The organism is Streptomyces sp. NPDC058371, from assembly GCF_042723265.1.
Taxonomy (GTDB): domain Bacteria; phylum Actinomycetota; class Actinomycetes; order Streptomycetales; family Streptomycetaceae; genus Streptomyces.
In genome coordinates, this window is sequence record NZ_JBHXJC010000009.1 from 280,263 (window position 1) to 302,177 (window position 21,915).

Sequence of the window (21,915 nt, forward strand, 5' to 3'; positions counted from 1 at the left end):
CTTCTCCCCTCTCCCTTCTCGCCCCTCCCTTCCGCCAAGCCCGTTGTTCCGCCGTTCCGTTGAGGAGTTCACCCATGCTGTCCCGACGCACCTTCGCCGCCTCTCTCGCCGCGCTCGCCGCCGCCCCTCTGCTCAGCGCCTGCGGTGGTGACAGCGACGCGGCGACCGGGACGGGCGGCTCCGGCACCAAGAAGGTCGGCAACATCAACATCGGCCCGGACCAGAACCGCATCCGCGGCAAGAAGGTCGACGAGATCGCCGCGCTGGTGCCGGCCGCCATCCGCAAGCGCGGCACGCTGAGGCTCGGGCAGAGCGCCGACTCCTCGCCGCCGCTCGGCTTCTTCGCGACCGACGACAAGACCCGTATCGGCTCCGAGATCGATCTCGCGTCCCTCGTCGCCGACACCCTCGGTCTGAGGCTCGACAACGACGAGGTCTCCTGGGAGAACCTCTTCGTCGGTCTCGACAGCGGCAAGTTCGACGCCGTCTTCTCCAACGTCACCGTCACCGAGGAGCGCAAGGAGAAGTACGACTTCGCGACCTACCGCCTCGACAACATCGCGTTCGAGGCGCAGAAGGGCACGTCCTGGAGAGTCAGGGAGCCCAAGGACGTGGCGGGCAGGACCATCGCCGTGTCCTCCGGCACCAACCAGGAGAAGATCCTCGTCGACTGGAGCAAGCAGGACGAGAAGGCCGGACTGAAGCCGGTCGACATCAAGTACTTCCAGAAGGAAACGGACTACTACCTGGCGCTCCAGTCCGGCCGCATCGACGCCTACCTCGGCCCCAGTCCGTCCGCCGCGTACCACGTCGCGTCCGCCGGACAGACGCAGGTCATCGGAACGCTCTCCGGCGCCGGCGACCAGATCCAGGGCAAGATCGCCGCCACCACGAAGAAGGACAGCGGCCTGGTGGACGCCTACGCGGCGGCGATCGACCACGTCATCAAGGACGGGTCGTACGCGCGGGTGCTGAAGCGCTGGGGTCTGTCGAGCGAGGCCGTCACGAAGTCGGAGATCAACCCGAAGGGCCTGCCCAAGACCTAGGTCCGGACCGTCCGGACCGTCCGGACCGTCCGGGACGCGCCGGGTGCGGGCCACCGGCCCGGCGCGTCCCGGTGCTCCGCCCCGAGGCGGAGCGAAGCCACCCCCCTCAGAGAGGTTCACGCATGACCGCACGGAACGGCCGGGGGCTGCTGCACCTGGCCGCCGCCCTCGATCAGCAGGCGGCCTACGACGCCGCCTCGTCGGTGGAGCTGGCCCGGCTCGCGGAGTACGGCGCCCTCGACTTCGTGACGCTCGGCGACACCTTCGCGCGGCCCGGACTCGACGCGCTCGCGGTCCTGTCCCGGATCGCCCCCGCCACCGGCCGGATCGGCCTGGTGCCGACCGTGACCACCACCCACACCGAGCCCTTCCACGTCCAGGCGGCCGTGGCGACCCTCGACTGGGTCAGCCGCGGTCGCGCCGGCTGGGGGATCGACGTGTCGACCTCCGAGGGCGAGGCCCGGCTCTTCGGACGGCGCCATGCCGCGGCCGCCGACGCGCTGTGGCAGGAGGCCGGTGAAGTCGCCGACGTGGCGGCCCGGCTGTGGGACAGCTGGGAGGACGACGCCGAGATACGCGACGAGTCGACCGGCCGCTTCATCGACCGGGACAAACTGCACTACGTCGACTTCGAGGGGAGCGCCTTCTCCGTGAGAGGCCCCTCGATCGTGCCGAGATCCCCGCAGGGCCACCCCGTCCGCGTCGTCGACGCCACCGACCGGCACGCCCGGCGGACCGCGGCCCGCTACGCCGACGTGGCGGTCATCCGGGTCGCGGGCCCCGCGCAGGCCCGGGCACTCCGTATCGAACTGCGGGACGGGGCAGCCGAGTTCGGCCGCAACCCGGACTCGCTGCGCGTTCTCGCCGGGCTCACCGTGGACCTCGGTGACGGCGAGCACGCGGCCGAGCCGAGCCATGGCGGGGGCGGCCCCCGGCAGACCGCGCAGGGTCCGCTCTACCGCGGCGGTCCCGTCGATCTCGCCGAGCTGATCGCCTCCTGGCACGAGGCGGACGCCGCCGACGGCTTCCACCTCACACCGGTCGAGCCACGCCGTGACCTGGAGCGGCTCGTCAACGGCACGGTCGCGCTGCTCCAGCACCGCGGCCTGTTCCGCACCTTCTATCCGGGCAGCACGCTCAGGGAACACCTGGGTCTGGGGCGGCCCGCCAACCAGTACGCAGCGGCGGGGGGAACGCCATGACCTTACGTCCGAGCGCTCACAAACAGATCCATCTGGCCGCACACTTCCCAGGCGTCAACAACACCACCGTGTGGACCGACCCGCAGTCGAGGTCGCAGATCGACTTCACCTCCTTCGAGCATCTGGCGCGCACCGCCGAACGCGGTCTGTTCGACTTCTTCTTCCTCGCGGAGGGGCTGCGGCTGCGCGAGCACAAGGGGCGTATCCACGATCTGGACGTGGTCGGTCGGCCCGAGTCCCTCACCGTGCTGAGCGCGCTCGCCGGCGTCACCGAGCGGCTGGGGCTGGCCGCCACGGTCAACGCCACCTTCAACGAGCCGTACGAACTCGCCCGCAGGCTCGCCACGTTGGACCACCTCAGCGAGGGCCGGGCCGCCTGGAACGTGGTCACCTCCTCCGACGCGTTCACCGGGGAGAACTTCCGGCGCGGCGGATTCCTCGACCGGGCGGACCGGTACACGCGTGCCGCCGAGTTCGTGCAGACGGCACGGGAGCTGTGGGACTCGTGGACACCGGACGGTGTGTCCCGGCCCTTCGCGCACCGGGGCCGGCACTTCGACATCGCGGGCGAGTTCACCGTCCCGCGCTCGCCGCAGGGGCACCCCGTCGTCATCCAGGCAGGGGACTCCCAGGAAGGGCGCGAGTTCGCCGCGTCCTCGGCCGATGTCGTCTTCACGCGGCACGGGACCCTGGAGGCGGGCCGTGAGTTCTACGCCGATGTGAAGGAGCGGCTCGCGCGGTACGGGCGCGCCCCCGGGGATCTGAAGATCATGCCCGGCGTCACCTTCGTGCTGGGGGACACGGCCGCCGAGGCACAGGAGAGGGCGTCCGAGATCCGCCGCCGGCAGGTCTCGCCGCAGAACGCCCTCCTCGCGCTGGAGCAGATCTGGGGCGTCGACCTCTCCGCGTACGACCCCGACGGGCCCCTCCCCGACATCGACCCGGTGCCGGACTCCGGGCTCACGCAGGGCCGGACACGGCGCGGCGACCCCTTCGTCATCGCCGGCAAGTGGCGGGCGCTGTCGCGCGAGAAGGGCCTGTCCATCCGGCAGACCGTGATCGAGGTGACCGGCCGGCAGTCCTTCATCGGCACCCCGGAGGCGGTCGCCGCCGATCTCGACGAGTTCGTGCGGACCGATGCCGCGGACGGTTTCATCCTCGTGCCGCATCTGACACCGGGCGGGATCGACGAGTTCGTGGACCGGGTGGTGCCGCTGCTCCAGGAGCGCGGTTCGTTCCGTACGGAATACACGGGCACGACGCTGCGCTCACATCTCGGGTTGCCGGAGCCCGTATGGAAGGGTTGATCGCATGACGACGGACGCATCCGAGGACTGGAAGCACTGGCACGAGCAGCGCACCGAGACGGTCTCCGCGCCGCACGGGCCCCTCGCGCTCAAGGGCACGCACTGGCTCGAGGACTATCCGGATGGTCGACTTCCGGACATCCCGGGGCAATGGGCGGCCGAGACCGACGCGGTTGTGCTGACCGCCGGGGAAAGTGAGGGTCTCACCCTCGACGGGCAGCCCTTCAGTGGCGAGATCAGGCTGGTGGCCGACTCGGGGCCGGTGACCGGGGCCCGGGTCGGCCACGGCGGGCGCCGACTGGTCGTCCTCGTCCGCGAAGGGGTCTGGGGGGTACGCGACTTCGACCCCGCGGCCCCCGCGCGGCGGGCCTTCCAGGGCATCGACGCGACTCCGTACGATCCGCGCTGGTCGGTGCCGGGGCACTTCACCCCGTACGGCGAGAGCCGCACCGTCCGGGTCGAGAACGTGGACGGGCGGGCGCGCGGTCTCGGGCTCGGGGGCGTGCTCGCCTTCACGCTCGACGGAGAGGACCTGACCCTCCAGGTGTCGGTCGAGGGCGACGGCTCGCTGTGGGCGGTGTTCGCCGATGCCACCAGCGGGGACAGCAGCTACCGCTTCCGGTTCCTGCGGCCACCCGCGCCGGACGCCGACGGGAACACCACCGTGGACTTCAACCGGTCCCTGCTGCCGCCGTGCGCCTTCGCCGATCACTTCCTCTGCCCCTTCCCGCCGCCCGGGAACACGCTGGGCACCGCGATCGAGGCGGGGGAGCGCAAGCTGCTCTGAACGCGCCGGCTGTCGCCGAAAGCTCTCCGGAGGGGTTGAGATCAACTGCTGTGAGGAGTAATCAAGTTGAACGCTGCACGGCCGAAAGGCGCCCTTGCGCCGGTCGGTCGTGCGGCCGAATACTCCCCCACAGCGCTTGTCAGGGGCTCGGCTTGTCCGGAATCCGGACAGGGGTCTCTGGCTGCGCCTCACGGGCCCCGACCCCACGCGGGCCCCCGACTTCCCCTCGGAGGAACGAAACGTGAGGATCAAGCGCACCACCCCCCGTAGCGGCATAGCGAGACGGACCCGGCTGATCGCCGTTTCCGCCGGTCTCCTGGCCGCCGCCTCGTTCGCCGTCCCCAACGCGAGCGCATCCGACGTGCACACCTTCAGCTCCACCCAGCTGAGCGCGGTGAACAAGTCGGTACTCACCTCCGACATCCCGGGCACCGCCTGGGCCGTCGACAGCAAGACGAACCGCGTCGTCGTCACCGTCGACAGCACGGTCTCCAAGGCGGAGATCGCGCAGATCAAGAAGGACGCGGGCGGCAACGCCGACGCCCTCACGATCAAGCACACCCCGGGCAAGTTCAACAAGCTGATCTCCGGCGGCGACGCCATCTATGCGAGTAGCTGGCGCTGCTCGCTGGGCTTCAACGTCCAGGACAACGCCGGGGCCTACTACTTCCTGACCGCCGGTCACTGCACCGACGGCGCGGGCACCTGGTGGTCGAACTCCGGGCACACCACCACGCTCGGTTCCACGACCGGCTCCAGCTTCCCGGGCAACGACTACGGCATCGTGAAGTACTCCAGCAGCTACACCGGCACCAAGTCGGGCGCCGTGGGCAGCCAGGACATCACCAGTGCCGCCACGCCCGCCGTCAACACCACCGTCTACCGCCGCGGCTCCACGACCGGTACGCACAGCGGCCGGGTCACCGCGCTCAACGCCACGGTCAACTACGGTGGCGGCGACGTCGTCTACGGCCTGATCCAGACCACGGTCTGCGCCGAGCCCGGCGACTCCGGCGGCCCGCTGTACGGCGGCAGCACCGCCTACGGCCTGACCTCCGGCGGCAGTGGCAACTGCTCGTCCGGCGGTACGACGTTCTTCCAGCCGGTCACCGAGGCGCTGAGCGCCTACGGGGTCCACGTCTACTGACGGACGCGGCACCTCACACCCCCCACAACCCCCCACAGCCCGACCGGCAACAGGCAGCAGGCGAGCCCCCGCACGCAACCAGTGTGCGGGGGCTCGCCCTTGTTCAGGTGACGGAGTTACCGTCGAAGTACACGCCTGATGCGCCCACTTCGGACCCTGGGGGCCGTAATGGTCGAGGAGCTGCTCGCTGCGGGAATCTCCGTCGCGTCCGTGGGACTGGTCTATCTGACCGCCGGGGCACGTGTCGTCAAACAGTACGAGCGCGGTGTGGTGCTGCGGCTCGGCAGACTGCGCTCGGAGGTGCGCGGCCCCGGGTTCACCATGGTCGTGCCCTTCGTGGACAAGCTGCGCAAGGTCAACATGCAGATCGTGACGATGCCGGTGCCGGCGCAGGACGGCATCACCCGGGACAACGTGACGGTCCGGGTGGACGCGGTCATCTACTTCAAGGTGATCGACGCGACGGACGCGGTCATCCAGGTGGAGGACTACCGTTTCGCGGTCTCCCAGATGGCCCAGACGTCGCTGCGCTCGATCATCGGCAAGAGCGACCTCGACGACCTCCTCTCCAACCGGGAGAAGCTCAACCAGGGGCTGGAGTTGATGATCGACAGCCCGGCCATCGGGTGGGGTGTGCAGATCGACCGGGTCGAGATCAAGGACGTGTCGCTGCCCGAGACGATGAAGCGGTCGATGGCCCGTCAGGCGGAGGCGGACCGGGAGCGGCGGGCCCGGATCATCAACGCCGATGCCGAGCTCCAGGCGTCCAAGAAGCTCGCGGAGGCCGCCGGGGTGATGTCCGAGCAGCCCGCGGCACTGCAACTGCGGCTGCTGCAGACCGTGGTCGCGGTCGCCGCCGAGAAGAACTCCACCCTCGTCCTGCCCTTCCCGGTGGAGCTGCTGCGCTTCCTGGAGCGGGCCCAGACCACCCAGGGACCCGCACCGCAGGGTCCGCCGGCTCCCCAGCCCCCGCCGGCGGAACCCTCCCGGCAGCCGGCGGAAGTCCCTCAGCAACCGGTGCAGGAGCAACTCGCACCCGTGGAGCCTCCGGTGGAACCGGACCCCACAGGGTCGAAATTCGGACAGGACTAGACCTCACCCGCTGCACACGGATCACTCGCACCCAGTGTTTGCACTGGGAACTCACATGGCGCGACCACGCAGGGTCAAGGCGCCGGGGGCGCACACCTCTTGCCGTACCCGCGTCCTGAAGTCGACCTTGTGTGCCCCCTGTGGGTCTCGGAATAGTGGGCGCCACACCGTTGGCATGGACGCGGCTTTTTGTGGTGCGCCGCGTCCCTGTCCGTACGCCTTCCGGCCGGAGGGGTCCCCACAACCGCCCCGGCCGACCCCCCACAGGAGGACGTGAGTTGAAGCACCGACGCATAACCAAGCGGCGTGCAGCCGTGGCAGGTGCGGGTATCGCCGCACTGGTCGCCGCGGGAGTCACCTTCCAGACTGCGAACGCCAGCGAGACCACCAAGGCTCCCGCTCCGCAGCCGCTGTCGATCACGGCGGCCGGAAAGCTCGCCTCGACCCTCGGCAAGGACCTCGGCACCGACGCGGCGGGAACGTATTACGACGCGAAGACCAAGCAGCTCGTCGTCAACGTCCTCGACGAGGCGACCGCGAAGACCGTCCAGGCGGCCGGCGCCAAGGCGAGAATCGTGGAGAACTCCCTCGCCGAGCTGAAGAGCGCCCGCACGACGCTCAAGCAGGACGCGACCATCCCCGGTACCTCGTGGGTGACCGACCCGCAGACCAACCAGGTCGTCGTCACCGCGGACCGCACGGTCTCCAAGACCGAACTGGCCAAGCTGACCAAGGTCGTCGACGGACTCGGCGCCACCGTCGAACTCCAGCGCACCAAGGGGGAGTTCAAGCCCTTCATCGCGGGCGGCGACGCGATCACCGGCTCCGGCGGGCGCTGCTCGCTCGGCTTCAACGTGGTCAAGGGCGGACAGCCGTACTTCATCACCGCCGGGCACTGCACCGAGGCGATCTCGACCTGGACCGACTCCAGCGGCAACCAGATCGGCACGAACGAGCAGTCCAGCTTCCCGGGCAATGACTTCGGCCTGGTCAAGTACACGTCGAGCGTCGCCCACCCGAGCGAGGTCGACCTCTACAACGGTTCCGCGCAGGCGATCACCAAGGCGGCCGACGCGACCGTCGGGCAGAAGGTGACCCGCAGCGGCTCGACGACCCAGGTGCACGACGGCACGGTCACCGGCCTGGACGCCACCGTGAACTACGGCAACGGCGACATCGTCAACGGCCTCATCCAGACCGACGTCTGCGCCGAGCCAGGTGACAGCGGTGGCTCGCTCTTCTCGGGCGACAGCGCGGTCGGCCTGACCTCCGGCGGCAGCGGCGACTGCACCTCCGGCGGCGAGACCTTCTTCCAGCCGGTCACCGAGGCGCTGTCCACGTTCGGCGCCCAGATCGGCTGATCGAGCACCGCAGGGCCTCACCGGGTGTCGGCTGTCGGCTCACCGGTTCGGCGAAGAGTCCCGTCCCTGTCCGCAGGGGGCGGGACTCTTCGCCGTAGGGAAGGCGGTGCGAGAGGTGATGTGGAAGGCGTGTTACGGGACCTGAGGGGCAGCCGCCTCGGCCGGGGGAGCGTGCCGCTTCCTGCGCAGGGAGGCCGCGAGGAGCGTCACCGCACTGCCCACCACCGCCCACGCCGAGAGCACCAGCAGCGAGACGGTGATGTCGTTGCCCTTGAAGTACGCGATCGAGCGGGCCGCCCAGGTGCCCGCGCCGGGCGGCAGCGCCGGACCGATCGCCTTCCAGAACGGCGGCAGCATCGGCAGCGGGAAGGCGCCGCCGGCGCTCGGGTTGCCCGCGATGACGATCAGCAGGATGGCCAGGCCGATGCCGACGATCCCGAAGATGCCCTGGAGAGCGAGCGTGGCCGCGCCGACCGCGAAGGTGATCAGCGCGCCCAGGCCCCACAGGGCGCAGACGCTGCCGGGCAGGGCGCCCAGGATCGGCCCGATGATGACCGCGCCGCCGAGCCCGCCCACGATCGCGATGAGGGCCATCACCGCGAGCCGGATCACCGCCCGGCGGGGGTTGGCGGGCCGGGCGCCCGAGCTGATCGCCAGGATCGACGCGGCGAGATAGCCGCCCACGCACCAGCCGACGACCAGATAGAAGGACGAGAGCCCGTCGAAGTCCTGGGCGGAGGCCGGGGCGACGTCGATGGTTCTGAGCGTGCGCCCCTCGCTCTGCTCCAGCGCGGCGCTGAGCGCGTTCAGCGTGTTGGCGAGGACCGTACCGCTGCCGGAGGCGACCAGCAGCGTGTCGGTGGTGCCGGACGGGTCGATCACCAGGGCGCCGTCGATGTCCCGGTTCATGATCTGTCTGCGCGCCGTGGCCGCGTCGGCGACCGTACGCGGGTCCAGCGGCTTGCCCGGGATCTGTCCCAGCCGGGTCACGGCCTGCTCGGCCGCCGCCTGCGGCGCGACGACCCCGAAGGGCACATCCTTCGGTTTCGGGTCGTGGAGCGCGCCCACATAGGAAGCGATGAAGAGCAGCTGCAGAGCGATCACGCCGATGACGAGCAGCGTGGCCCGTGGGGTGACCGCGTCCTTCACTTCGGCGAGAAAAGAGGCGCGCGGGGCATCGGCGTCGGCTGTCTGCGTCATGCCCCCACGGTCCGGGCCGTACCGCGTTTGCGCAGGTGGGGTGGGTCCGAACGGATGTCGTACACACGTTCGAAAATTGGTCTATGGTGGAGGTGAGGCAGTTGGGAACTAATGTTCGAGGGTCCGGATAGGGCCCGCGGGAGCGGGAGGTGCGCGTGCCGGGGTTCACGCATCTGCACACCGTTTCCGGGTTCTCCCTGCGGTACGGGGCCTCCCATCCGGAGCGGCTGGCCGAGCGTGCCTCCGAGCGGGGTATGGACGCCCTCGCGCTCACCGACCGGGACACCCTCGCGGGTGCGGTCCGGTTCGCCAAGGCCTGCGCGCGGGCGGGGATCCGTCCGCTGTTCGGCGCCGAGCTCGCGGTGGCTTCGGGGAAGGAGGCCAGGGGCGCGGGGGAGGCCGGGCGCGGCGGGAGGAGGCGCGCCCCGGTCCGTGGCGGTGCCTTCATCGATGAGTCGACACCGCGCGTGACCTTCCTGGCCCGGGAGGGGGCGACCGGCTGGGCCGATTTGTGCAGAATCGTTACGGCAGCGCACGCGGACGGCCCGGACCGACCGCTGCTGCCCTGGCCGGCCAATCACGGCGAGGGTCTGACCGTCCTGCTCGGCCCCGACTCCGACGTCGGCCGCGCACTCGCCGCCGGCCGCCCCGACCGGGCCGCGGGACTGCTCGCGCCCTGGCGGGAGATCTACGGCGACGCCCTGCGCCTCGAAACCGTGTGGCACGGCCGTGAGGGCACCGGCCCCGGCTCGCTGCGGCTGGCCGCCCGCACCGTCGGCTTCGCGGCCGAACAACGCGTGCGCCCGGTGCTCAGCAACGCGGCCCGGTACGCCGACCCCGGCATGGGGCCGGTCGCCGACGTCCTGGACGCCGCCCGCCGGCTCGTCCCCGTCGACCCCCGGCGCGAGCTGGACTCCGGTGAGGCCTGGCTCAAGGACGAGACCGCCATGCTGGGCGTCGCCGAACGGATCGTGGAGGCCGCGGGCTTCCGCCGCGACACCGCGTACCGCCTGCTCGAACAGACCGGATCGACCGCCGCCGAATGCCGCGTCGACCCCGAGGACGACCTCGGCCTCGGGAGCGTTCACTTCCCCGAGCCGCACCTCGTCGGCGCCGGCCGCCGCACCGCCCAGCGCGCTCTGGCCTCCCGGGCGGCGGCGGGCATGGTGCTGCGCGGCTATGCCGGCCGGCACGCGTACTGGGAGCGGATGCACCGGGAGCTGGACATCATCGCCCACCACAACTTCGCCTCCTACTTCCTGACGGTGGCTCAAGTCGTGGATGACGTAAGGGAGATGGGAATCCGGGTGGCCGCGCGCGGTTCCGGCGCGGGTTCGCTGGTGAACCACCTCCTCGGCATCGCGCACGCGGACCCCGTCGAGCACGGGCTGCTGATGGAACGCTTCCTGTCCAAGCGCCGCTCGGTCCTGCCCGACATCGACATCGACGTGGAGTCGGCACGCCGTCTGGAGGTCTACCGCGCGATCATCGGCCGGTTCGGCACCGAGCGGGTCGCGACCGTCGCGATGCCCGAGACCTACCGCGTCCGGCACGCCATCCGCGATGTGGGCGCCGCCCTCTCGATGGATCCGGCCGACATCGACCGGATCGCCAAGTCCTTCCCGCACATCCGCGCCCGCGACGCCCGTACGGCGCTGGACGAGCTGCCCGAACTGCGCGAACTGGCAAAGGAGTCCCAGCAGGAAGGGGCGAAGTACGGGCGCCTCTGGGAACTGGTCGAGGCGCTCGACGCCCTCCCGCGCGGAGTCGCCATGCACCCGTGCGGGGTGCTCCTCTCCGACGCCTCACTTCTCGCGCGTACGCCGGTCATGCCGACCAGCGGCGAGGGCCTCCCCATGTCGCAGTTCGACAAGGAGGACGTCGAGGATCTCGGACTGCTCAAGCTCGATGTCCTGGGCGTGCGGATGCAGTCCGCGATGGCGTACGCGGTGGCCGAGGTGGAGCGGGCGACGGGGGACTCCGTGGACCTGGACTCGGTGCCGCCGGGTGACCCGGCGACGTACCGGCTCATCCAGTCCACCGAGACGCTGGGCTGCTTCCAGATCGAGTCGCCGGGACAGCGGGACCTGGTCGGACGCCTTCAGCCGGCGACCTTCCACGATCTAGTCGTCGACATCTCGCTCTTCCGCCCGGGGCCGGTCGCCGCCGACATGGTGCGGCCGTTCATCGAGGCGCGGCACGGCCGGGCGCCGGTCCGCTATCCGCACCCGGACCTGGAGAAGCCGCTGAAGGGGACGTACGGAGTCGTCGTCTTCCATGAGCAGATCATCGACATCATCGACATCATGACCGGCTGCGGGCGCGGCGAGGCGGACCGGGCGCGGCGCGGGCTCTCCGACTCCGAGTCGCAGGGCCGGATCCGCTTCTGGTTCGCGCAGCACGCGGCCGCGCGCGGGTACGACGTGGAGACGATCGCGCGCACCTGGGAGATCGTCGAGGCCTTCGGGTCGTACGGCTTCTGCAAGGCGCACGCCGTCGCCTTCGCCGTCCCGACGTACCAGTCGGCGTGGCTGAAGGCCCATCACCCGGCCGCGTTCTACGCGGGTCTGCTCACGCACGACCCCGGGATGTACCCGAAGCGGCTGCTGCTGGCGGACGCGCGGCGGCAGGGGGTGCCGATCCTGCCGTTGGACGTGAACCGGTCGGCGGTCGCCCACCGTATCGAACTGGTGTCTGAATCAGGGGAGTCGCCCGGCGCATGGGGCGTGCGGCTGGCGCTCTCCGACGTGCACGGCATCAACGAGGCCGAGGCCGCGCGCATCGCGGACGGGCAGCCGTACGCCTCCCTGCTCGACTTCTGGGAACGGGCCCGGCCGAGCCGGCCGCTCGCACAACGGCTCGCGCAGGTCGGTGCCCTCGACGCGTTCGGCGCCAACCGCCGTGATCTGCAACTGCACTTGACGGAACTGCACCGCGGAGCGCGCGGCGGCCGGGGCGCGGGCGCCCAACTCCCGCTGTCCGGAGGGCGGAAGACCGCCTCGGCCGGGCTGCCCGACCTCGACGCGGCGGAGCGGCTGAGCGCCGAACTGGGTGTGCTGTCGATGGACGCCTCACGTCATCTGATGGACGACCACCGGGAGTTCCTGGGGGAGTTGGGCGTGGCCACGGCGCGCCGGCTGCGCGAGGCGCGGCACGGCGAGACGGTCCTGGTCGCGGGTGCCAAGGCGGCCACCCAGACCCCGCCGATCCGCTCCGGCAAACGCGTCATCTTCACCACCCTGGACGACGGCACGGGCCTGGTCGACCTCGCCTTCTTCGACGACTCCCACGACGCCTGCGCGCACACCGTCTTCCACTCCTGGCTGCTGCTCGTGCGCGGAGTGGTGCAGCGCCGCGGGCCGCGCAGCCTCAGCGTGGTGGGCGCGGCGGCCTGGAACCTCGCCGAGCTGGTCGAGCTGCGCCAGGAGGGCGGTCTCGACGTGGTGGCGGCCCGGCTGGCGGAGCCGGTGCCGGAGAAGACCGGTGACGGCGATCCGGCGGCGGGCCGGCGGATCCGAATGTCCACGGGGTACGAGATGCACCCCTGGGCCGACCTGCGTCCCGCGGGCGAAGGGCCCGCGGGTGGAAAGAAGTTGTGGCACCAGAGTCCGGGGAGTGCGGGATGACCATCCTTTGCGTACGTTTCCAGCTGCCTCCGATGTACGAGGCCGCTCTGCCCCAACTCCTCGGCATGCTGGAGGAGTTCACCCCGGTCGTCGAGGCGCTGCCGCCCGACGGGGCGCTGGTGGATCTGCGGGGCGCCGAGCGGTACTTCGGCCGGGGTGTCGTGGAGCTGGCCTCGGTGATCCGGGTGCGGGCACTCGCGCACCACGGGGTCGACTGCGTGATCGGCGCCGGGCCCGGGCCGATGCTGGCGCGCATGGCCCTGCGGGAGGCCGGGCTCGGGGCGGCCCGGGTGGTGCCCGAAGGCCCCGACGCCGTACGGGAGTTCCTCGCGGAACAGCCGGTCGCCGCGCTGCCCGGCGTCGGCAGCGCCACCGCCCGCACCCTGTGCGAGTACGGTCTCGACGTCATCGGCAAGGTGGCCGCCGCGCCCCTGTCCACGCTGCAACGGCTCACCAGCGCCCGCGCGGGCCGGGAACTGCACGAGAAGGCGTCCGGCATCGACCGCGGCCGTGTCGTACCGAACGCCGTGTCCCGCTCGCTGGCCACCGAACGGCCCTTCTCCCGCGACGAGTTGGATCCCGAACTGCACCGGCGGGCGCTGCTCTCCGCCACCGAGGAACTGGGCACCCGGCTGCGCTCCCTGAGGCAGGTGTGCCGCACGCTGACCCTCACCGTGCGTTACGCCGACCGGTCCTCGACCACCCGCAGCCGTACGCTCAAGGAGCCGACCGCCCACTCCTCTGCGCTCACCGCGGTCGCGTACCGCATGTACGAGGCACTCGGTCTGCAACGCGCCCGGGTGCGCGCGATCGCCCTGCGCGCCGAGGGGCTGGCCCCCGCCGAACAGGCCTCCTACCAGCTCACCTTCGACCCGGTGGACGAGAAGGTCCGCCGGATCGAGGCGGCGGCGGACCGGGCGCGGGCGAAGTTCGGACCGCATGTGATCGTGCCGGGGAGGCTGGCCGCGTGATGCCTGAACGGCTCACCACCAGCGTCCGGGCGCCCACCCCGGGGGCCTCAGTTGGCCCACGGGGGCGCGAGGCGGGTGCCGTCGGCGAGCTCCGCCTCCAGGCCGATGGAGGTGGTGACCCAGGAGGTCGCGGTCGTCCCGGTCGGGTTCTCGACACCGAGGGTCGCGCCGGGATTGATGATCACGGTGTCACCCGCGACGACCCGCTCGGTGCGGCCGTCGAGCGTGATCAGCAGCTCGCCGGAGAGGAGATGGAAGATCTCCTCTCGGTTCACCCTGTGCAGCGGGGCCTTGGTGCCCGCCGGGATCTCACCCCGCCAGGCGCACAGCTCCTTGCTGCCGGTCAGGGGAGTGGCGTACGAGACGAAGCGGGCGCCGTGGATCTCGTGGACGACGGCTTCGGACGAACGGACTACGGGCATGGCGGACCTCCATGGGTACCGGAAGATGGTCAAGCTACTTGACCATATAGTCAAGCAGCTTGACCAGTACGTCAAGGGTGTTTCAATGCTTCCGTGCAGAACTCCGAGGCCATGGCCCTGTCCGCCGCCCTGCTCGCCGTCGCCGGCGACCTGACGCAACGCATTCATGCCGGCGTCGTCGCCCGCGGATTCGAGGGCTTGCGGCCCGCGCACGGGTTCGCCTTCGCCCGGCTCGCCCCGGACGGCGCGACCGCCACCGACCTCGCGGCCCATCTCGGGGTCACCAAGCAGGCCGCGAGCCAGCTCGTCGACGAGATGGTGCGCAAGGGGTACGTCGAGCGCCGCCCGCACCCCGATGACGCCCGCGCCCGGCTGATCGTGCTGACCGAGCGCGGCCGGGCCTGCACGCGGGCCGCGGAGGAGGCGGCGGCCGAGGCTGTGCGGCCATGGGTCGACCTGCTCGGCGAGCGTGAAGTCGGCGTGCTGTGGGCGCAGTTGTCGCGGATCGCACCCCAGGGACCGATCAGGCCCGCCTGGTGAGGTGAGGTCGGGCCTTTTGGGTGCACTTCGGTGACCCTCTATCACGTGCCCCGGTTACCACTGGAAGTTTTTACTGACGCGTAACTTCACACTTGCACTACTCGCTCGTAACTTGACAAGTGAACAGCATCCTCGTGATCCGGATCACAGGGCGTACGCCGTCGCAACTCCCTTGAGCCGCAAGGAGATCACACGATGCTGCCCTGGAAGCGAGCACTCAGACCCCTGGCCGCCCTGCTACTCGCCGCCGCCGTCACCGCGGGCCCCGCCGTCACCGCCCAGGCCGACTCCGCCCCCAGTCGGGGCTGGAACAACTACTCCTGCAAGCCCTCCGCCGCCCATCCCCGCCCGGTCGTCCTCGTCCACGGCACCTTCGGGAACTCCGTCGACAACTGGCTGGCCCTCGCGCCCTATCTGGTGGACCGCGGCTACTGCGTCTACTCCCTCGACTACGGGCAGCTGCCCGGCGTCCCGTTCTTCAACGGCCTCGGCCCCATCGACACATCGGCCGAGCAGCTCCGGGTCTTCGTGGACAAAGTGCTCGCGGCCACCGGCGCCGCGAGGACCGACGTCGTCGGCCACTCGCAGGGCGGTCTGATGCCCCGCTACTACCTCAAGTTCCTCGGCGGAGCCGCCAAGGTGAACGCCCTCGTGGGGATCGCGCCCGACAACCACGGCACCACCCTGAACGGGCTCGCCAACCTGCTGCCGTACTTCCCGGGCGCAGGTGACCTGCTGTCCGCGGCGACCCCCGGCCTCGCCGACCAGGTGGCCGGCTCCGCGTTCCTGACCAAGCTCAACGCCGGCGGCGACACCGTCCCCGGCGTCCACTACACGGTCATCGCCACCAAGTACGACGAGGTGGTCACGCCGTACAGCTCGCAGTTCCTCAACGGATCCGACGTCCGCAACGTCCTGTTGCAGAACCTGTGCGCGGTCGACCACTCCGAGCACGTGGCGATCGGGGTGCTCGACCGGATCGCCTACCACGAGGTGGCGAACGCCCTCGACCCGGCGCACGCCACCGCCACCACCTGCGCGTCCGTGTTCAACTGAGCACACGACCGGGGTCTGTCCGGCCTGAGCCGCCGGACAGGCCCCGGTCGTGCCGACGCTCTAGCGACCGTGGCGTCCGCCGCTTGCGGCGCGGCGCCGGACCGAGGCGAACAGGGCGGTGGCCCCGACGGCCAGAGCGGCCGCGCCGCCGATCGCGAGGTACGACGTCGACGGGTCGCCGCCGGTCTCGGCGAGGTTCTCCGAAGCGCCGGCGGCCGCCGGCGCGTTCGCGGTGTCGGCCGAGGGCTCGCTGTCGTCGGCGACGGCCGCCGCGGTGGGCTCCGCCGACGTACTGGCGTCGGAGTCACCGTGGCCGTGGTGTTCGACGGTCGACTTGTCGGCACCGTCCTCGATCTGCTCCTCGGAGGGCGCGGAGGCGCTCGGGGTGGGGGTGGAACTGCCGCCCGCACCGCCGGTGCCACTTCCGCTGCCACCGGCGGTTCCGCCACCGCTTCCGCCGAACGCGACGTCCGAGCAGGAGTAGAAGGCCTCCGGGCTGTCCGAGCGCTGCCAGACCGCGTACAGCAGCTGCTTGCCGGAGCGCTGCGGCAGGGTGCCGGAGAACGTGTAGAAGCCGTTCGTCGCGGCCGGATCGGTCTTCGTGGCGACCGGGTGGTCCAGGTCCAGGTCGTCCCAGGCCAGCGGCTGGGACGGGTCGTAACCGGCCTTGGTGATGTACACCTTGAAGGTGCCCTTGTGGGGAGCGGTGACGCGGTACTTGAAGGTGTACGAGCCACTGCTCACGCTGGTCGCGGGCCAGTCGGCGCGGGCCAGGTCGAGGCCCTTGAACTCGTCGCTGTTGGCGCTGCACAGCTTGCCGTCCGGGATCAACTGCTGGTGCTTGCCGTTCGCGTCGCCGATCCGGATGCCGTTCCAGTCGTAGAGCGCCTGGGTGCTGCCGGCCGCGACAGCCGCCTTGCAGGCGGCCGAATCGGGGCTCTCGGGGCCCTCCGCGTAGCACTGGGAGACCCGGCTCACCGGGTCACCCATCGTGCCGTGCGCGGCGGCCGGTGCGGCGGCGAGCGCGGTCAGGGCGAGTGGGGCGACACCGACGGCGGCGATCGTGGCGGCCTTGCGGCGAGCGGACATGCGGAACTCCTCGGAACGGTCCTCGACTGCGTGGGGGTGATCAGCAAGCTAGCCCCTGGAAACCGCGAAATCGCCTGCTGGGGACGGGTGATGGCGATCCTTATGGTGCGGTTAAGGGACCGCTAACCGGGGGCTGAGGCTGGGCCATCGTGAGTCCCCGTTTGACCAGTACGTGAGCTTCGGCCCAGTCCGTGGGAGTCCGGTACGAGTCGCCTCGTGTGGCTCCCCGTCTGGCTCCCCTCACGGGAGCCAGACGGCGGATCGGCCGCCCTAGTCGTGGCCGACGGGTGCGAGCGCCCGCAAACTCCCATGGTTCCGAAGGGCATGCCTCGGGACACGGGAGATGCCGAGGGACTCTACCGCTGACCGAGCTTCTCAAATTTGAGGGCTCCAACGACGGTCAAGGAGAGCACCAAGTGGTTCAGATCCTCCTGACCCTGATAGTGGGCACTCCGCACCAAGCCAGCGACGTTTTCCGAGCGCTTCTAGCAGCCCCGAACGTCAAGATCACAGATGTCCTCCGAGGCATGCCCGCCGAAGCGTCGGTGGGAGATCGTGTGGCAGAACTGATCGAGCGGATTAACGCCGAGGTTCCAGTGATCATGGATGTATCCATCTACCAACAGTGGTGCCCCAAATTGGCGAGGTTCTCCTTCTACACACGCAACCTCGCCGGCTGATCACCCCGCTCGGCGGCGGGGGGGGGGGTACCGCAGAGAAGGCCGCTGACAGTGTCCGCCGGCCCCGGGGGAGGCAGTGGATATGAACTGCAGCAGCAGAGGCCCGAGACCGTGGATGAGCGGCTTGATTCTTTTACAGTCGTCTTCGCAACCCGATACCTACGAATTTACAGTTGTCCGATCTTGGTCCGGGGCGTCCTTAGACGTCTACCGCGCGACTCGCATACCTGGTCAGAGAACCTGCTGGACTTCATGGACAGAGGTGGACCGCCCTGGAATGGACAACGGGTGAGACCTCGATTGAGACCACGTCCACTCCATCTCGAACCCGCCCGCGGGCGCAGTCGCACCGGTGCAGGTGCAGCCTGCTACTGGCCAGCGCATGCTAGAGGGAGGGGACTTCTCGGGGGACGGGCTCGGTAGCCGGGCCCCTCTGTAGGAGGCATTCCATGCCCCTGACCGTTCAGATCTTCCTGTCCGTGGCGCTAGTCGTCCTGGTTGCGGGCATTGTCCTGGCACTGCTGCGTTTCCCCAAAGGAAACCCTAAGGCGCTTTTCTCGTCGCGAGAGCGAGTCCGGGCCCTGGCAGGCCTGCTTGCAGTACTCGGCAGCGACGCAGCCATTGTCGCCGTGGTGATTTGGGGCGCTGGCAAGCTCGGCGGGGTGACCTCGCCGGAAGCGATTGCGCTAGTCACTGGCGCCTTCACCGTTGTGGGCACAATGACAACTGCCTATCTGGGCATCAAGGCCGTGTCCAACACGGCGCAAGTACTCGCTCAGAACCAAGGTGGTGGCAGCGGGGGACCCAACGGCGAGAGCCTAACCGACCCAACCAACCCGGGCGGGCCAGCTGCCGCCGTGCCAACGTCTGACCAGCCAGCTGCCGCCATAATGACGCCCGCCCCGCCCACAGATCCAGATCTACCCGATAGTCCACCGGATGGACCGTCAGCAGCCGCCGCGAAGGCGCCGGACCAGTCAGGAGCCTCGCTCGAAAGCTCAAGGACGGTCGAAACAGCAGTCGAGGTGCCTCAACACGCGGCTGCAGTCTCTGAGTACGACCTTGCGGCATTAGTAGACACCTTGGTAGCGGCACTCCAAGGGGTACAGGAGCGGCGCTCCGAAGCTAGCGCAACTGCGCCTACCAGGACGTCTCGTAGCCGTGTCGCTAAGAGCCCAGCTCAGCAGCGTGAACGAGCTGCGGGTAGCGAGGGTTCGTGACTATCAAGCGCGGCGGACCATGGTGGCACAACAGGGCGGATCTTCGCCCAATCCTGTGCGCCTGCGCGAGGTGCGACCAGAGGGGTATACCCCTGCCCTCTCGAACGTCGCCCTCTGAATTGAGCGTTCGTCGCTGCAGAGCCTCTTCGCCAGCGGCACAACTGGGAAAGCGCGAAGCGGGTAGATTCACAGCGTGCCGCCTTCACCATCCGTGACCTGCGACTCCTTCTATCCTTGCCCTGGCTGGGGAACATGTGGGGGAAACAGCACTACCCGGTAGGCGGGTCCCGCGACTCATCTGCCCTGTCGGAGGGGCCCGAGTCTATGAACCACTGCATGGACTGCCCTTGAGGCCACCGAGCCAACACTTCAAGCGTTGCAGTCTCCCGTTGCGGGATGGGCTCAAAGCGCAAGAAGGCGCCGAGACATGCGATGCTGTCCATGCACAAGATCATCCCATCCCCACGACGCTGCACGTCGTTTCGGGAATCATCGACCGGCCCAACCTGGGTATACAGGGCGTTGACGCTGAGTCGCGTTCTCAGTTCCCCATCTGGCAACCACTGCGAGAACAACTGGACGTTTGCGTGGTGGCGCCTTCCAACCCGGTTGTGCTCGCGTATCTCATCCTCAGTAGCGCCGTAGGTCCCCCGCCGTAGGTTCTGTTGCATGGCTAGTAGCTCGGCAAGGAGTTTCTCCGCTGCGGTGACTGCCTCGCCCCGCCGCCGAGCGATCTCCGCTGCACGGGTGGCGTGGCGCTGCTGGTAGACGATTCCGGCGAAAGCTGCGCCAGCGCCCGCCCCTACACCGACGAGACCGATCAACGCACCTAGCACCGTCGCGTCCATGATGACGATGGTCCCAGCCAGAGCCGGTTCACGTCATTGACTGGTACACCCCCGTAGCGCCATCCGCCCAGCGACTGGGTGGAACGGCTTTCAAGAGCGTCGTGATGTCACAGTCGAACCTCACTCTGACCTGCACTTCTGCTTTAAACGGTCCGACCTTGCTGCGCATTGGCCCACGCATGGCCCACAAGCATCTGATCCGTAGGCGCGTGCATCCCCTTCACGGACCACGGATCTGAGAGAGCCTGAACGGCTGATCCCCTCGACGTGGCGGCGTCGGCGAACCTACCCTCGAACTCAGCTTTTCTGCGGCTTGTGGGGGCGGGGGACCATGCCGGCGCGAAGACTTGGTCTGTTCTCTCTGGTGGTGTTGCTGTCCAGGACGCTGATAGTTCATCAGGTTCTTCCTGGGAAGAATGGAAAGCCCTGGAAGCTGTACCGGTGTCACGGTGTCGGTGCAGGGTGCGGCTGGACCGCGCGGTTCCTGTCCGATCTCCACGAAGACAACACCTGTCAGGTGCATGGTCTTGGTCCGGTGCTGCCGGCGCGCAGAGGTGCCAGGCTGGAGGTGCTCTGCGGGTGGCGCGGATGCGAGGAACGGCTCCGGCTCGACGGATACGACCCGGAAAAGCACAACCAGTGCACCGTCCGCTGTGACGAGGACCGGGAGCGCCGATGAGCCAGCTGAGCGCACTCCGAGTGGCCGAGACCGATCTGTCGCCGCGCCTGAAATTCGTGAACATCCTTCCGTCCGCGGTCGTCATCGCGACCGTGATCGCCCTCCTGCTCGCCGGGGCCCCGCAGCAGGCGCCGACGGCGCAGATGCTGAGCCGCAACGCCCAGGACCAGGGTTGGACGGGCCTGACGCTCGGTACCGCCGCCTCGCTGGTTGCCGGGCTGGTTCTGCAACCGCTGGAGCTGGCGTCCATCCGGTTCCTGGAAGGCTATTGGAGCGCGCGCGGACCGCTGGCGCGGCTGGGCCGGATGGGTATGTGGCTGCAGCAGCGGCGCAAGTCCAGGCTGGCGTGGCAGGCCAGACGGCTGCAGGACGGAGCTCCGCTCAAGGAACAGGCGCGAGAGGGCCTCACCCGGATGCCTGACCGGCGACCGGTGCTGCCCACCATGTTGGGCAACAGGCTGCGTGCCGCAGAGGAGCGGGCGGGACGGCCGTACCGGCTCGACGCGCTGCGCATCTGGCCGCGCCTTTACTACGTGCTGTCCCCGGAGACTCTGCAGAAGCTGGCCGAGTACCGCAACCAACTCGACACGATGGCGAGGTTCTGTATCGCGTTCGCCCTGGCCGCGCCGATTACCGCAGCGCTGCTCGCGCTCCACACCTGGTGGCTCGGGGTCCCTCTGGTGTTCGGCGTCCTGTCGTGGCTCGCCTACCGATCGGCCGTGCACGCGGCCACGACCTACGGCGACGCCTTCAGTGCGGCGATCGACGTGTACCGGCTGAAACTGCTCACGGAGATGTCAGTGAAGGCACCCGAGAACACGGACGAGGAGCGGCTGTTGAACCAGACACTCGCCGACCTGTGGGAGCGGGACGACAACGACCCGTTTCCGCCCGGTGTGGACTACTCGTCAGGCAGTTCCCCCTGAGGTCCGCTCCACCTCCGTGATCTTGACCCCGCCCAGCAGTGAGAAAGACTTGATGCGCAACGTGGGTGTGGACGAGATGCGTTCGCCGTCGTTCTCGTCCTCGGGATACTGCCTGTGGACGTAACGCCAGTCGGCCGGAACCAGCAGTTCGACACCGCTCAGTATCGCGTTGACGTCGAGCCTGGACTCGTATCCGCGCACCTCGAGCGTGCTCTCGTCCAACACTTTTTGAAGACGAGCCGCGGTCAGGTCGATCACGCACCCGCTGGCCACCGCGGTGACCGTGCCCAGCGAGAACTCGCCCTGCGGCCAGACCACGCGGCGCCCCTCCGCCACCGACACCAGCCGGGTGACGAGCGGTCCCTGCGTACGCGGCGGGCGCCCTGCAAGGGCCACGAGCATGGCTGTACCCGCGGTGAGCAGGACGAGCGGCCACAGCAGCGGCCGTACCGAGTCCGGAAAGGGGTCGAGCGTCACCAGTAGAAGCAGGCCGCCCGTGAAGGCGATGAACAGCGGGCCGCGCAGGACGTGTTTCGTGGCGAGGAGCAGCCGCATCGCTCCGCCCACGCCGAGAAGCACGAGGGCGAGCGGCCACCAGCGGCGCACCACGGTGAGAACGTGCGCGGACGGAGCGAGTCGGTCGATCAGCAGGACGAGCCCCGCGCCGAACAGCGTCAGTGCGATCCACACACGCAGAAGACTTCTCACGGCGCGAA

18 protein-coding genes are annotated in these 21,915 nt (G+C 69.5%); 13 read left to right on the forward strand and 5 right to left on the reverse strand.

Annotated features, from left to right (window positions below; all coding sequences use genetic code 11):
* Window positions 1-74 precede the first annotated feature (74 nt).
* The 7 genes from ACFWM2_RS25925 (at window position 75) to ACFWM2_RS25955 (ending at window position 7,942) form a co-directional block, all read left to right on the forward strand.
* Window positions 75-1,046 (forward strand): ABC transporter substrate-binding protein, encoded by a 972-nt coding sequence (locus tag ACFWM2_RS25925; protein WP_383284418.1) that lies wholly within the window; start codon window positions 75-77, stop codon window positions 1,044-1,046.
* 122 nt (window positions 1,047-1,168) lie between these two features.
* Entirely contained in the window at window positions 1,169-2,248 is a 1,080-nt protein-coding gene (locus ACFWM2_RS25930; RefSeq protein WP_383284421.1) for an LLM class flavin-dependent oxidoreductase, read from the forward strand.
* Window positions 2,245-3,555, forward strand: a complete 1,311-nt coding sequence (locus ACFWM2_RS25935; RefSeq protein WP_383284424.1) for an NtaA/DmoA family FMN-dependent monooxygenase — start codon at window positions 2,245-2,247, stop codon at window positions 3,553-3,555. Before ACFWM2_RS25930 ends, ACFWM2_RS25935 begins: the two co-directional genes overlap by 4 nt.
* A gap of 4 nt (window positions 3,556-3,559) precedes the next feature.
* Window positions 3,560-4,342: a DUF1684 domain-containing protein gene (locus ACFWM2_RS25940; protein WP_383284427.1), complete on the forward strand. Its 783-nt coding sequence runs from the start codon at window positions 3,560-3,562 to the stop codon at window positions 4,340-4,342.
* 241 nt (window positions 4,343-4,583) lie between these two features.
* Window positions 4,584-5,489, forward strand: a complete 906-nt coding sequence (locus tag ACFWM2_RS25945; RefSeq protein ID WP_383284430.1) for a S1 family peptidase — start codon at window positions 4,584-4,586, stop codon at window positions 5,487-5,489.
* A 168-nt stretch (window positions 5,490-5,657) separates the two neighbouring features.
* Window positions 5,658-6,581 carry a slipin family protein gene (locus ACFWM2_RS25950; RefSeq protein ID WP_383284607.1) on the forward strand — a complete coding sequence of 308 codons (924 nt, stop codon included), beginning with the start codon at window positions 5,658-5,660 and terminating at the stop codon, window positions 6,579-6,581.
* A gap of 278 nt (window positions 6,582-6,859) precedes the next feature.
* A complete protein-coding gene (locus ACFWM2_RS25955; RefSeq protein WP_383284433.1) occupies window positions 6,860-7,942 on the forward strand; it encodes a S1 family peptidase in 1,083 nt (360 codons plus the stop codon).
* A gap of 132 nt (window positions 7,943-8,074) precedes the next feature.
* Here ACFWM2_RS25955 and ACFWM2_RS25960 read toward each other — a convergent pair whose 3' ends face one another.
* Window positions 8,075-9,142 (reverse strand): DUF3533 domain-containing protein, encoded by a 1,068-nt coding sequence (locus ACFWM2_RS25960; protein ID WP_383284436.1) that lies wholly within the window; start codon window positions 9,140-9,142, stop codon window positions 8,075-8,077.
* Between the two features lie 155 nt (window positions 9,143-9,297).
* Here ACFWM2_RS25960 and ACFWM2_RS25965 point away from each other — a divergent pair, with 155 nt between their 5' ends.
* Complete coding sequence (locus ACFWM2_RS25965) at window positions 9,298-12,768, forward strand: DNA polymerase III subunit alpha (RefSeq protein ID WP_383284439.1); 3,471 nt, start codon at window positions 9,298-9,300, stop codon at window positions 12,766-12,768.
* The gene (locus tag ACFWM2_RS25970) at window positions 12,765-13,739 is read left to right on the forward strand and encodes a hypothetical protein (RefSeq protein ID WP_383284442.1); all 975 of its coding nucleotides are present in this window, start codon (window positions 12,765-12,767) and stop codon (window positions 13,737-13,739) included. Before ACFWM2_RS25965 ends, ACFWM2_RS25970 begins: the two co-directional genes overlap by 4 nt.
* A gap of 47 nt (window positions 13,740-13,786) precedes the next feature.
* Here the strand turns inward: ACFWM2_RS25970 and ACFWM2_RS25975 are convergent, their stop codons facing one another.
* Window positions 13,787-14,161 (reverse strand): cupin domain-containing protein, encoded by a 375-nt coding sequence (locus tag ACFWM2_RS25975; RefSeq protein ID WP_383284445.1) that lies wholly within the window; start codon window positions 14,159-14,161, stop codon window positions 13,787-13,789.
* 93 nt (window positions 14,162-14,254) lie between these two features.
* Here ACFWM2_RS25975 and ACFWM2_RS25980 point away from each other — a divergent pair, with 93 nt between their 5' ends.
* Window positions 14,255-14,701: a MarR family winged helix-turn-helix transcriptional regulator gene (locus tag ACFWM2_RS25980; RefSeq protein WP_383284448.1), complete on the forward strand. Its 447-nt coding sequence runs from the start codon at window positions 14,255-14,257 to the stop codon at window positions 14,699-14,701.
* A gap of 195 nt (window positions 14,702-14,896) precedes the next feature.
* The gene (locus ACFWM2_RS25985; RefSeq protein ID WP_383284451.1) at window positions 14,897-15,757 is read left to right on the forward strand and encodes a lipase family alpha/beta hydrolase; all 861 of its coding nucleotides are present in this window, start codon (window positions 14,897-14,899) and stop codon (window positions 15,755-15,757) included.
* A gap of 60 nt (window positions 15,758-15,817) precedes the next feature.
* On the opposite strand, the gene ACFWM2_RS25990 is transcribed toward ACFWM2_RS25985, so the two are convergent.
* Complete coding sequence (locus tag ACFWM2_RS25990) at window positions 15,818-16,846, reverse strand: lytic polysaccharide monooxygenase (RefSeq protein WP_383284454.1); 1,029 nt, start codon at window positions 16,844-16,846, stop codon at window positions 15,818-15,820.
* Window positions 16,847-17,262: 416 nt separating this feature from the next.
* Here ACFWM2_RS25990 and ACFWM2_RS25995 point away from each other — a divergent pair, with 416 nt between their 5' ends.
* A complete protein-coding gene (locus ACFWM2_RS25995; protein ID WP_383284455.1) occupies window positions 17,263-17,526 on the forward strand; it encodes a hypothetical protein in 264 nt (87 codons plus the stop codon).
* A 1,489-nt stretch (window positions 17,527-19,015) separates the two neighbouring features.
* On the opposite strand, the gene ACFWM2_RS26000 is transcribed toward ACFWM2_RS25995, so the two are convergent.
* Window positions 19,016-19,594, reverse strand: a complete 579-nt coding sequence (locus ACFWM2_RS26000; protein ID WP_383284458.1) for a hypothetical protein — start codon at window positions 19,592-19,594, stop codon at window positions 19,016-19,018.
* Between the two features lie 675 nt (window positions 19,595-20,269).
* On the opposite strand from ACFWM2_RS26000, the gene ACFWM2_RS26005 reads away from it, so the two are divergent.
* The gene (locus ACFWM2_RS26005) at window positions 20,270-21,199 is read left to right on the forward strand and encodes a hypothetical protein (RefSeq protein ID WP_383284460.1); all 930 of its coding nucleotides are present in this window, start codon (window positions 20,270-20,272) and stop codon (window positions 21,197-21,199) included.
* Here ACFWM2_RS26005 and ACFWM2_RS26010 read toward each other — a convergent pair.
* Window positions 21,182-21,907, reverse strand: a complete 726-nt coding sequence (locus ACFWM2_RS26010; protein WP_383284462.1) for a hypothetical protein — start codon at window positions 21,905-21,907, stop codon at window positions 21,182-21,184. The genes ACFWM2_RS26005 and ACFWM2_RS26010 overlap by 18 nt on opposite strands.
* Window positions 21,908-21,915: the final 8 nt, after the last annotated feature.